Below are 11,872 nucleotides of genomic sequence, written 5' to 3' on the forward strand. Positions count from 1 at the left end.
GATATTATGAAAGACGCATTTATTTGTGACGCGATTCGAACGCCCATCGGCCGTTACGGTGGTAGCTTATCCAAAGTTCGTACCGATGACCTGGGAGCAATTCCCATGAAGGCGCTGATGGATCGCAATCCGGATGTCGATTGGAAACAAGTCGACGAAGTATTTTATGGTTGTGCGAACCAGGCGGGTGAAGACAACCGCAACGTGGCCCGTATGTCGGCTTTGCTTGCAGGCTTACCCATTGAAGCGCCTGGTTCAACCATTAACCGATTGTGCGGTTCAGGTATGGATGCAGTCGGTATGGCAGCGCGTAGCATTAAAGCCGGCGAGGCCGATTTGATTGTGGCTGGCGGTGTTGAGTCCATGTCCCGTGCGCCCATGGTGATGGGCAAAGCAGAAACGGCTTTTAGCCGCAACGCTGAAATTTTTGATACCACCATTGGCTGGCGTTTCGTTAACAAGCAAATGAAGTCCCAGTACGGCATTGACTCTATGCCCGAGACGGCCGAAAACGTCGCGGAAGACTTTAAGGTTTCCCGTGAAGATCAGGACAAGATGGCACTGGCCAGCCAAACCAAAGCGGCGGCTGCGCAACGCGAAGGGCGCTTCGACGATGAAATTGTTTCGGTCACTATTCCCCAGCGAAAAGGTGATCCGCTGGTTGTCGACAAGGACGAGCACCCCCGTGAAACCAGTATTGAAGCCTTGGCAAAATTGCGTGCGCCGTTCCGCGAAGGTGGCAGCGTAACGGCCGGCAATGCTTCCGGTGTTAACGATGGTGCCTGTGCATTGTTGATTGCTTCTGCAGAAGCTGTCGAGCAGCACGGCCTTAGCGCAAAGGCAAAAATTGTAGCGATGGCAACCGCGGGTGTTGAGCCGCGTATTATGGGTATTGGTCCGGCGCCAGCGTCCAAGAAGGTATTGGCGAAGGCCGGTTTAAGTATCAACGATATGGATGTGATTGAGCTGAATGAAGCGTTTGCCGCTCAAGGTTTGGCGACTCTGAGAGAGCTGGGCGTGGCGGATGATGACGCGCGAGTGAATCCAAACGGTGGTGCTATCGCGTTGGGTCATCCTTTGGGTATGTCCGGAGCCCGCTTGGTGACCACCGCCATGTATCAATTGCATCGCACCGGTGGCCGTTATGCTCTGTGCACCATGTGTATTGGTGTCGGACAGGGCATTGCGCTGATTATTGAACGCGTTTAACTGCCTTTGGGAAGCCAGCAAATGTGCTGGCTTCTTTTCTTTTGGGAGTCAAGGTATTGAAGGTTGCCAAGAGAAATAAGTCGCGACCAGGCTTGGCGTTCTGCCAAGCTCTCTTTTCAAAACACCTGAGCTGTTTTCAAGGGACAAGCCAATCCAATACACATTCAAAGTCACTGTGCTGGTGATGCATTTACTCAGAGTGTTATGACTGTTTCAGTACGTCCGTGTGCAGACTATTGATGGTATCAGCATTGTGATATCAGTCTTCGTGGCAAATCATCGCGCGATGCTTTCGAGTAAGAAACAGTAGCACGAACAAGCAGGGGGCTCATTGGTGAATAGCCCGGGTGCTTGGTCCATTTGGTTTGTCTTTATTGTTTTTCCTCTTCTGTTTCTTTCCTTGTTTCGAGCTTCTTTCAAGCGTGCTTTCAGCCTGACTGGCCATCTCCAGAAGGAGTATATCGAGTGTTGCTAATGTGCTTTCTGCCCGCTTAATGTCGTTGAAATTCAGGATGAGTCTATACTTTTGGATTTTAAGTTGTTGATTTTATTGAATAAAATTTCGCTCAAATAAAATGATACACAAATATTGACTAAATCCGTTAAAAACGTATCATAAACGCATAAAGTAAATTCAGCTGGTGTATCTGCTCAGTCTTGTTTGAAGGCGTTTATCTTTGAATCGGATGGAAGGTGACCAGAGCTAACGCAGTGATAAGCCCAGGAGGAACGACAATAATGACTCCGCAAGATCAAGTCGTCGATATCGACGCATTGGAAAAAGAGTTTCAGGAGCGCATCGACGCTGAAAAGAAGATCGAGCCCAAAGATTGGATGCCTGAGGCTTACCGCCGCACGCTGATTCGTCAGATTTCCCAGCATGCTCACTCCGAGGTGGTTGGTCAGTTGCCAGAAGGCAACTGGATTACCCGTGCACCGTCGCTGCGCCGCAAAGCCATTCTATTGGCCAAGGTACAGGACGAAGCTGGCCATGGTTTGTACCTGTACAGTGCCGCCGAAACCCTGGGTTCTTCTCGTGAGCAGATGATTGATGATCTGCATGCGGGTAAAGCAAAGTACTCCAGTATTTTTAACTATCCGACTCTGAGCTGGGCCGATGTACCGGCAATTGGTTGGTTGGTTGATGGCGCGGCGATCGTGAATCAGGTGGCCTTGTGTCGAACCTCTTACGGCCCATATTCCCGCGCGATGATTCGTGTCTGTAAGGAGGAAAGCTTCCACGCCCGTCAGGGTTTTGAAGGCATGCTGGCTCTGGCTCGTGGTAACGAAGCCCAGAAAAAAATGTGTCAGGACGCGATTAATCGTTACTGGTGGCCAGCGCTGATGATGTTCGGTCCGAGCGATGCGGAATCCCCTAACTCCGCGCAATCCATGAAGTGGAAAATCAAGCGTTTCTCTAACGATGAGCTGCGTCAGAAATTTGTTGACCAGACGGTTCCACAAATTGAGTACTTGGGTATGGAAGTACCTGATCCGGATTGCAAATGGAACGAAGAGCGTGGCCACTACGACATCGGCGAAATGCCATGGGAAGAATTCTTCGCCGTTATTAAAGGCCATGGCCCTTGTAACCATGAGCGTTTGCAGGCTCGCCAAAAAGCCCACGATGAGGGCAATTGGGTTCGTGAAGCTGCACTGGCTTACCAAAAGAAGCAAGCCGATAAAAAACAATCCGTCGCCTGAGCGATATAGCTGACATTAGCGCCGAAGACGGCGACTGAAAGGAGAAGAATGATGGTTGATCAGTATTTACCACTGTGGGAAGTTTTTGTACGCAGCAAGCGTGGTATGGATCACAAGCACTGTGGCAGTGTTCACGCTGCAGATGCCGAGCAGGCGTTGCAATACGCTCGTGACGTGTATACCCGTCGCAGTGAAGGTAACAGCATTTGGGTGGTTGAAGCGACGCATATCGTGGCCAGCCAGCCTGATGATCAGGAGGCGTTTTTCGAGCCGGCGGACGATAAAGTCTACCGCCACGCGACCTTTTACGATGTGCCCGCTGATGTAAAACACATGTAAGCCCACTGACGATCAGGTAAACGCTATGAGTGATTTAACACAACAAGAAGCTTTGTTCACCTATACCTTGCGGTTGGCGGACAATGCTCTGATTTTGGGCCATCGCCTCTCCGAGTGGTGTGGGCACGGTCCGTTTCTGGAAGAAGACATTGGTGTCATTAACACCGCACTGGATTTGTTGGGCCGCTGTCGCATGCTGTACAGCTACGCCGGTGAAGTAGAAGGTAAGGGTCGTGACGAAGACGATCTGGCTTTCCACCGCGACGAGCGAGAGTTCACCAACTATTTGTTGATGGAACAGCCGAAGGGTGATTTTGCTTACACCACCATTCGCCAGTTTTACGCGGATGTCTGGAACCTGCATTTCTATACTGAATTGTGCAATTCAAAAGATGAAACCCTGGCCGCCATCGCCCGGAAAGTAGTGAAAGAGTGCCGCTATCATTTCCGCCACAACGCGGAATGGGTGAAGCGCTTGGGTGACGGTACCGAAGAAAGTCATCAGCGCATGAACGATGCTATCGCCGAAGCGTCTCGTTTTGTGAACGAAATGTTTGAGATGGATGAGGTTGATCAGGTGATGGTTGATGCCGGTGTTGGTGTTGATCTGAATGTGGTCAAAGAAAAGTGGATTGCCAGCGTTGATCAGGTTTTCGCTGACGCCACGTTACAACGCCCCGAGCCTGAATATGATCGCAGCGGTGGTCGTAAAGGTTTGCACACTGAGCAGCTTGGTTTTCTTTTGGCCGAAATGCAATATGTGCAGCGTTGTCATCCTGGCCTGCAGTGGTAGGTCAATAGCAACTGCATCTGCGGGAGCATGGTATGGACTATAACCCGGTTGGTAGCTTTATCAGTGACAATTTGATCAGCAGTGATCGGCCGCCAGTGTTATCGGTGGCCGAAGCGCAGGCGATCGAAATGAGCGATATTGAACATGCCTTGAGCACGGTGGTCGATCCTGAAATTCCGGTGTTATCGGCTCGTGAATTAGGTGTGTTACGGGATGTTGAGTGGCAGGGCGATACGCTGGTCACCACCATTACGCCAACCTATTCGGGTTGTCCGGCCATGGGGCATTTTGAAGATGATATTCGTGTGTGTCTGGAAAAACTGGGCATTCCAAAGATCAAAGTCAATACCCGGCTTTCTCCCGCGTGGACCAGTGACTGGCTCAGTGATGACGCCAAACAAAAATTGCGTGACTACGGCATTGCACCTCCAATGGAAACGACCAGCAGTTTAAAAGTGCTGTTGGGGCATGCTCCCGAAGTGAGCTGTCCCAAATGCCATTCTACGGAAGTTCGGGAAGTGTCGAGACACGGTTCCACGGCCTGCAAGGCGCTCTATCAATGCGATAGCTGCCAAGAGCCTTTTGATTATTTTAAATGTATCTAGCGCTTCGCTCCTGGCAAAGCACAATAATGAGCGATGACAATTCATCGCCAATAAAAGACGAGTGATTAACCATGACCGACCATCATTTTCATGACCTAACGGTTGCCAAGATTCAGCAGGAAACCAGCGATGCGGTTTCTATCGTATTCGATGTGCCTGGTGAATTGCAGGATCTTTATCTGGGCTTCACCCAGGGGCAGCATCTGGTGATGAAGGCCGATATAGAGGGCCAGGAAATTCGCCGTAACTATTCAATTTGCAGTGGTGTAAACGATGGCGAGCTGCGGGTCGGTATCAAAAAAATTGATGGTGGTTTGTTTTCCACCTTTGCTAACGATGAATTGAAAGAAGGCGACAAACTGGCAGTAATGCCACCTGAGGGCAGTTTCAACACGCCGCTTGATCCATCGGCCCGCAAACACTATCTGGGTTTTGCCGCTGGCTCTGGAATTACCCCTATTTTGTCGATCTTGAAAAGCACATTGGAAACCGAACCCGATAGCGTATTCACTCTGGTTTACGGCAACAAGAACGTTGCCAATATGATGTTCCGTGAAACCATTTTGGGAATTAAAAACCGTTACCCGGAGCGCTTCCAGCTGCTGAATGTTTTGAGTCGTGAGGAGCAGGAATCTGAAATTCTGAATGGCCGTATCGACGCGGAAAAAGTCAATATGCTGGCCGACAAGGTTCTGGATGTTGCCAGTGTGAACGAAGCCTATATCTGCGGTCCACAGGACATGACCGAAGCCATTCGCGATACCCTGCAAGCGCGTGGCATGGATAAGAAGAATATCCACTTCGAACTCTTTGGTGTGGCGCCAACCGCTGCCAAGAAAGTCGCTGTGAACCCGGAAGATGCGGGCCCCGTGCGTCAGGTATCGGTGATTGTTGATGGCATGCAGACCAATCTGGAAGTTGCTGAGGGCGGTGTAAACATTTTGGATGCAGCCATGGAAGCCGGTGCTGATCTGCCGTTCGCCTGTAAAGGGGGTGTGTGCTGTACCTGTCGCGCCAAGGTGGTCGAAGGTGAAGTGAAAATGGATGTGAACTACGCTTTGGAGGACTGGGAAGTGGAAGAAGGCTTTGTCTTAACTTGCCAGTGCCACCCGATCACCGAAAAAGTGGTTATCGACTTCGATGAGAAATAAGTGACGAATTCACACGCGCTCGCGTTTGAATCGAACAAAGAAAAGCCCGGCATTGCCGGGCTTTTTTATGGTTGCTATTTTAAGATGCTTTTTATTCAGTTCTGTCAATTCGGTGTTATCGAAATACGCTATCGCTTAGCGGCAATGACATGCAGCAGTTCCAGTGTCAGAGTTGCTGCCGCCAATGAAGTGATTTCGGCGTGGTCATAAGCCGGTGCAACCTCCATTACGTCGGCCGCAACAATATTGAGATCCTGAAGACCGCGCACAATCTGAAGGGCTCTGTCTGCACTTAATCCGCCGCTTACGGGAGTGCCGGTTCCGGGGGCAAATGCCGGGTCCAGGCAGTCGATATCAAAGCTTAAATACACCGGTTGATTACCAACCCGTTGTTTAATTTCTTTTAACACTGTGCCTAAATCCTGTTCATTAACCCAGGAAGCATTAAGCACCTGAAAGGGATGCTGCTCATAATCGTATTCTGTTCGTATGCCTACCTGAATACTGTGCTCGCAGTCGATCAGCCCCTCTTTGGGTGCGTGATAAAACATCGAACCATGATTGTATTTCGCATCGCTGGCTTCCGTATCCGTATGCGCATCAAAATGAATCAACGCGAGCGGGCCATATCGTTTGCTCACAGACCTTAACAGGGGCAGGGTAAGAAAGTGATCGCCCCCGAGACTCAACAGGGTTTTATTGGCTGAAATAATTTTGTCAGCGGTTTCACTGAGCTCGGAGACCAGGTCTTCGCTGTCACCATCGGTAAAACACACATCGCCATAGTCCAGGCAACGTAACTTGTCGCCGAGTTTGAATGTCCAGGGCCAGCGCTTTTCCTCCCAGCGTAACTGGGCTGAGGCCTGGCGGATACCATTAGGCCCATAACGGGTACCCGAACGGCCCGAGGTGGCCAAATCGTAAGGTACCCCAAGAATCACAGCGTCCACAGAATCGTCCAGCTCCCGGCCGAGTGGAAAGCCCATAAAGCTGAAAATATTGGCGTAGGTATTCGGATCGTTATTGAAGTTATTGCTAAAGGACATAGGCTGATCACATTCCCGGTTTATTATTGATATAAATAGCTGGCCACGGGGCTCAGCGGGTTTGGCAATAATAAAACAGTAGAGAAGCGTGCTTATCCTGTCGATACCACCCTGGGGGTAGGATAGACAATCGTCTGTATTACTCAGCGAGTCCCAGCTGGTGCATCAAGTCTGTGTGTCTACTCGGCCCACGCAGGCTTTCGGTTTTAAACTTCGGCGATTAAGACTGCACGTCTCGGAGCCGGGTGTCCCTCGGCGGTTTTACTTTGGTCATTCGGGTCCAGAAACTCATTGAGGGAATGAAATAACATCCAGTCTGTGCTGCGTTGTTCTTCAAGACTGGTGATGTTTTCGTCCACGACGCGTGGGTTTTTAAACCCGCATTTTGTCATCCAGCTTAGCAGGGTCGGTGTGCTGGGTAGGAACCAGACATTATTCATCATGGCGTAGCGGCCTTCGGGCACCAAACAATCGCCAAGAGCACCATCGATGACCAGAGTTTCCAGTACCAATTGGCCGCCAGGCTTTAGCGTTGCTTTCAGCTCGCGCAAATGATCCATCGGTGAGCGCCGATGATAGAGAACCCCCATGCTGAAGGTCGTATCGAAGGCTTGCAAGTTTTCAGGAAGCTCCTCGATACCAATCGGCAACAGGTCTACCGGGGCTTGGCCGATCAGCTTTTTCAGCATATAAAACTGAACGACAAAACGTGGAGATGGGTCGATACCAATTACCCGGCTGGCTTCCTCGCCCAACATGCGCCAACAGTGGTAGCCGTTGCCACAACCGACATCCAGAATGGTGCGGTTTTTCAGCGGTGCTAAATGAGGTAGAACTCGTTCCCATTTCCAGTCGGAACGCCACTCGGTGTTAATAAAGGTATCAAAAACCTGATAGGGCCCTTTGCGCCAGGGAATCAGCGCACGCAGTTGTTCTTCCAGAGTTGCTTGCGTCTGTGCATCAATTTCATCAGCCTCACCGATATGAACAAGGTTTTTGAAATTCAGATGTGCCGCTTGGATATTGGGCATGGCATCCATAGCGGCCTGCCATTTGGGTAGATCGCCATAGCGTTTTTCATTTAAGTGGGCAGCAATCTGCTCGGGCATTTTTTCTGCCCACTTGGCAAGGGGACCATCTGCCAAGTCGTTCAGCAAGTCTTGGTAATACTCAATCATTTAATCGCAATCAAAGAAGCAAAGTTAAAACACTGGAACCAGACATCGGCACTGCTGAATCCAGCTTCGCTTAATCGGCTTTTATGTTCGTCGAGGGTTTCGGGAATCAACACGTTTTCAATGGCGCTGCGCTTTTGTGCAATTTCCAGATCACTGTAGCCATTGGCGCGTTTGAAGTTGTGGTGCAGCTCAACCATCAGCGCCTGATGGGCCGGGTTTTCAAACTGGACCTTTTCAGAAAGAATCAGTACGCCGCCGGGCAATAAGCCCTCATAAATCCTGGCGATTAGGGCAGAGCGTTCTTCCCTGGGGATAAATTGCAGGGTGAAATTCAGAACCACAACCGAGGCGTTCTCAATCGTGCAGGCTTGCAGATCCTGGCAGCGCAGATCGACGGGCAGTTCACCGCTGTCTGCTGCCATTACCTGTCGACAGCGTTCGATCATGGCTTCTGAATTATCGATGGCAATAATCTCGCAATCAGCGGCACGAATATGGTGCCGCATGGCGAGCGTCGCAGCCCCCAGTGAGCAACCCAGATCGTAGCAATAGCTGTTGCTTTGGGCGTAGCGCTGGGCCAGATCGCCAATCATGCTGATGGTCGTGGTGTAGCCAGGCACGGAACGCTTGATCATGTCTGGAAAGACATCGACCACCTTCTGGTCAAATTGAAAGCCAGCAATGTTAGCCAGAGGTTCGGCAAAGATCTCGTCTGTGTGGCCTCTGGCGGGATCTGGCTGTGGGGATTTGGGGTGGTCTGACACCTGAAATTACCTTTTTAAAAGGCCGGATTGCAGTTTAGTCATTCCTGGCCGATACATTAAGGATCGAGATTTTAGCGGTGAGGTAATCAAGTGACAAATCAAAAGGCAGATTTCTGTGGAAGTGCTATAACAATAGATAGAAAAATACAAAAACAGTCGCCTAAAGCGGACAATATTTGCTGAGTTTAGAGTTATTCATTTATGTCCTACCCCAATTATGGCTCCCTAAGGATGTTGGTTGTCGATGATTTCGACAACTTCAGGGTGACCGTAGCGAAACTGATGCAGTCCCTCGGGGTTGCTGCCGTCGATATGGCTGTGAACGGCACCCAGGCGGTGCGGGCTTGTCGTGCCCGTCGTTATGATGTCGTGTTATGTGATTTTAGTTTAGGCCAGGGTAAGAATGGCCAGCAGGTCCTTGAGGAGCTGCACCAGGAGAAATACCTGTCCAAAACCAGCTTGTTTGCCTTTGTCTCTGCCGAATCCAGTCGCAGTGTGGTGCTCGCTGCCAATGAGTTTGAACCCGATGGTTATTTCACCAAACCGATTAATGCCAAGGCTTTGCAGCAGCGTCTGGAGCGTATGCTGCTCCAGCGTGATGCTATGCTGCCTGCTCTGAGGGCTATGGACGACAACAGCCCGGAAGATGCCATTGCCCACCTGCAGGAGCTGATCAGTAACGGAACGCGCTACACGACTGCCTGCCAGAAGCTGCTGGGGCAGTTGTATCTGGAAACCGAAAACTTTGCACTGGCTGAAATTCTTTACGAAGGGGTTCTGGAAGGTCGTCGGGTTGATTGGGCCGTCGTCGGGCTCGCGAAGTTGAAGCAATTGCAGGGAATGTGGGAAGAATCCAGCAAAATGCTGCGTGAGATCATTCTGGAAAACCCCCTCTGTATGACGGCCTATGATGTTTTGATGGCAGATTATGAGCGTCGGGGAGACTCAATTGGCCTCCAGCAATTGCTGCAAAAAGCGGTGAAAGTTTCACCATTGTCACTGCGTCGAAATCGTGAGTTGGCCTATCTGGCCCTTAAAAATAACGATTCTCCTGTCGCCGCGGGCGCCTTCCGAAAAACCGTGCGTCTGGGTACCAATTCCTGTAATGACGATATCGAAAACCATCTGCAGTTTGGTCGAAGTGCAGCAGCGGTGTCTGGAGATGAACAGGAAGAGAGTCGAGACTTTCTGCGCGATGCCTTGATCAATCTGGAAAGTCTGGATCGGCGATTCGAGCTCAGTGAAGATGAAAAATTACAAACCGGTTTGATTGAATCGCGTATTTATCTGGCCCAGGGAAATACGCGCAAAGCCAAAGAAGTGCTGGCGCAGACCGAGAGTTATATGGGCGCGGATGGTCGTCGACAGGAATTTGAAACTGAATTGGATCGCGTTTATGCGTTGTTTGATTTAGGTGAGAACACTCGAGCCAAACAGTGTCTGGCGGAGTTGGTTCGGCTCTATGAAAACGATCAAAAAGCATTGGAAAAGCTGGATGTTCTTCTGGACGAGCCCCTAAGTGAAGAGAACCGTGCCAAGGTGAAAGACATTAACCGCGAAGGCATCAGCTTTTACAAAAACCATCAGTATGAAGATGCGATTAACTGCTTTGTGCAAGCCCGGCAGTTATTTCCGAATCATGTCGGGATTATGCTGAACCTGGTTCAGGCTTACACCGGACATATTAAGGCATTTGGTTTCAGTGCTGAGCGTATGTTGCATTGTGAAAAGGTATTGCAAACCGCTGAACAGAAAATTGATGTTGATAACCCGCAGTTTGAACGCTTCCGACAGTTGCGTGATATTTGCCGTTCCATTAGCCAAGGTAGCCGTCGGGCTCCGATTGAGTAATTAGTGTAGGCCCACTGTGATACAAGAAATACACATGAGCAGCGATAATGTTAGTTTCCCACAAGTCCTGGCAACGAGTGTGCAGGATATGAAAAGTTCTCTCAGCATGCTGTTGAGTTCATTGGAGACGATCAGCGAGCAAAGTAAGGAGCTGGATGAAAACCAGCGCCAGGCTTGCTCGATTCTGCATTATGAAGCTGCACGCATTAACTCCGAGTTGTTTCAGTTGCAGCTGTTACATAAGTTGTCCAAAAACGATCTCGTCCCTCAAATCGACGAGTATTATTTGATTGACACGTTGCAGGAGCAGCTCGCCAACTGTGACTCACTATTGGAAGTCCGCGGTGTTGAGGTGGATCTGCAGTGTGATGAGGATTTCAGCTGGTATTTCGACAGCGAACTGATCTCTGCGGTGGTGTACAAAAACCTGGTGAACTGCGCGCGTTACAGTAAGGGGCGAGTGCAGTTGCTTGCTGAAGAAAGCGATGGGCAATTGCTGATTTCCATCTCTGATGATGGCAATGGCTACCCACCGTTTATGTTGGAACAGGCTGAACTGAAACAACTGCCGGAGCAGTTCAACAGCACCCACCTTGATCATTTTTGTAACCGTAGAATTGCAGAACTTCATACCAAACAGAACGAATGCGGTAGTTTGAGTATTGCCAATGGTGGTGCTTATGGCGGTGGTTTGTTTCAGTTGCGTTTGCCCTGATTGCGCCTATACATATAAGCCTGAAAAAATTGAAGCAATAAAAAAGCTGCCTGTTGGCAGCTTTTTTGGTTTTTAGCCCAGGCTTTAGGCATCCATTTTATGGGCTTCCAGCTGCGCTCGAATGTCATCGGGTATTGGGCTGGCCTTTTGTTTCTCGTAATCAAAGTGAACCAGTACGGCTTTTCCTTTCGCGATAATCTCGCCATCTTGCTCGGCAATCTGAATCAATTCGAAGGAAGAGTTGCCTATATGACCTAGGCCGGTTTGAATGGTCACGCTTTTGCCAATAAAGGTTTGTGCGGTGTGATCGATTTCCTGGCGGGCCAGAATCAATGTCCATTGATGCACATTCATTTCCGGGTTAAAGATTTTGAAAACCGGTGTGCGGGCGTCTTCAAACCAGATGGGGAAAATGGTGTTGCTGATATGACCAAGGGCATCGGTCTCGGCAAAGCGAGGCTCCAGTCGATGAATAAACATGAGGGTAATTCCTAAAACAAAAACGGGTGGGCCCTGA

General features: G+C 49.9%; 12 protein-coding genes. 8 read left to right on the top strand and 4 right to left on the bottom strand.

Annotation, left to right across the window (positions count from 1 at the left end; translation table 11 throughout):
* Nucleotides 1–6 precede the first annotated feature (6 nt).
* The 6 genes from pcaF to paaE all read left to right on the top strand — a co-directional run bounded on the left by pcaF (nt 7) and on the right by paaE (nt 5,801).
* Nucleotides 7–1,209, top strand: coding sequence for a 3-oxoadipyl-CoA thiolase (pcaF, locus tag G8768_RS19065; protein ID WP_166843426.1), 1,203 nt, complete (start codon nt 7–9; stop codon nt 1,207–1,209).
* Between the two features lie 738 nt (nt 1,210–1,947).
* A complete protein-coding gene (gene paaA / locus G8768_RS19070; protein ID WP_166843425.1) occupies nt 1,948–2,913 on the top strand; it encodes a 1,2-phenylacetyl-CoA epoxidase subunit PaaA in 966 nt (321 codons plus the stop codon).
* 48 nt (nt 2,914–2,961) lie between these two features.
* Entirely contained in the window at nt 2,962–3,252 is a 291-nt protein-coding gene (paaB, locus tag G8768_RS19075; RefSeq protein ID WP_425328656.1) for a 1,2-phenylacetyl-CoA epoxidase subunit PaaB, read from the top strand.
* A gap of 25 nt (nt 3,253–3,277) precedes the next feature.
* A complete protein-coding gene (gene paaC / locus G8768_RS19080) occupies nt 3,278–4,045 on the top strand; it encodes a 1,2-phenylacetyl-CoA epoxidase subunit PaaC (protein WP_166843424.1) in 768 nt (255 codons plus the stop codon).
* Nucleotides 4,046–4,077: 32 nt separating this feature from the next.
* A complete protein-coding gene (gene paaD, locus G8768_RS19085) occupies nt 4,078–4,650 on the top strand; it encodes a 1,2-phenylacetyl-CoA epoxidase subunit PaaD (protein ID WP_208020277.1) in 573 nt (190 codons plus the stop codon).
* A 71-nt stretch (nt 4,651–4,721) separates the two neighbouring features.
* Nucleotides 4,722–5,801, top strand: a complete 1,080-nt coding sequence (gene paaE, locus G8768_RS19090; protein ID WP_166843423.1) for a 1,2-phenylacetyl-CoA epoxidase subunit PaaE — start codon at nt 4,722–4,724, stop codon at nt 5,799–5,801.
* Nucleotides 5,802–5,929: 128 nt separating this feature from the next.
* Here the strand turns inward: paaE and speB are convergent, their stop codons facing one another.
* The 3 genes from speB to cmoA form a co-directional block, all read right to left on the bottom strand.
* Nucleotides 5,930–6,847, bottom strand: coding sequence for an agmatinase (gene speB, locus G8768_RS19095; protein ID WP_166843422.1), 918 nt, complete (start codon nt 6,845–6,847; stop codon nt 5,930–5,932).
* Between the two features lie 206 nt (nt 6,848–7,053).
* On the bottom strand, nt 7,054–8,025 hold the full coding sequence (gene cmoB / locus G8768_RS19100) for a tRNA 5-methoxyuridine(34)/uridine 5-oxyacetic acid(34) synthase CmoB (protein ID WP_166843421.1): 972 nt from the start codon (nt 8,023–8,025) through the stop codon (nt 7,054–7,056).
* A complete protein-coding gene (cmoA, locus tag G8768_RS19105; RefSeq protein WP_166843472.1) occupies nt 8,022–8,732 on the bottom strand; it encodes a carboxy-S-adenosyl-L-methionine synthase CmoA in 711 nt (236 codons plus the stop codon). Before cmoA ends, cmoB begins: the two co-directional genes overlap by 4 nt.
* A 258-nt stretch (nt 8,733–8,990) precedes the next feature.
* Here cmoA and G8768_RS19110 point away from each other — a divergent pair, with 258 nt between their 5' ends.
* Together G8768_RS19110 and G8768_RS19115 are read left to right on the top strand one after the other, a co-directional pair.
* The gene (locus tag G8768_RS19110) at nt 8,991–10,640 is read left to right on the top strand and encodes a tetratricopeptide repeat-containing response regulator (protein WP_166843420.1); all 1,650 of its coding nucleotides are present in this window, start codon (nt 8,991–8,993) and stop codon (nt 10,638–10,640) included.
* A gap of 34 nt (nt 10,641–10,674) precedes the next feature.
* Nucleotides 10,675–11,355 carry a sensor histidine kinase gene (locus G8768_RS19115; RefSeq protein WP_166843419.1) on the top strand — a complete coding sequence of 227 codons (681 nt, stop codon included), beginning with the start codon at nt 10,675–10,677 and terminating at the stop codon, nt 11,353–11,355.
* Between the two features lie 84 nt (nt 11,356–11,439).
* Here G8768_RS19115 and G8768_RS19120 read toward each other — a convergent pair whose 3' ends face one another.
* Nucleotides 11,440–11,835 (bottom strand): acyl-CoA thioesterase, encoded by a 396-nt coding sequence (locus G8768_RS19120; protein WP_166843418.1) that lies wholly within the window; start codon nt 11,833–11,835, stop codon nt 11,440–11,442.
* Nucleotides 11,836–11,872: the final 37 nt, after the last annotated feature.

Source organism: Pseudoteredinibacter isoporae (assembly GCF_011602085.1).
Lineage (GTDB): Bacteria > Pseudomonadota > Gammaproteobacteria > Pseudomonadales > Cellvibrionaceae > Pseudoteredinibacter > Pseudoteredinibacter isoporae.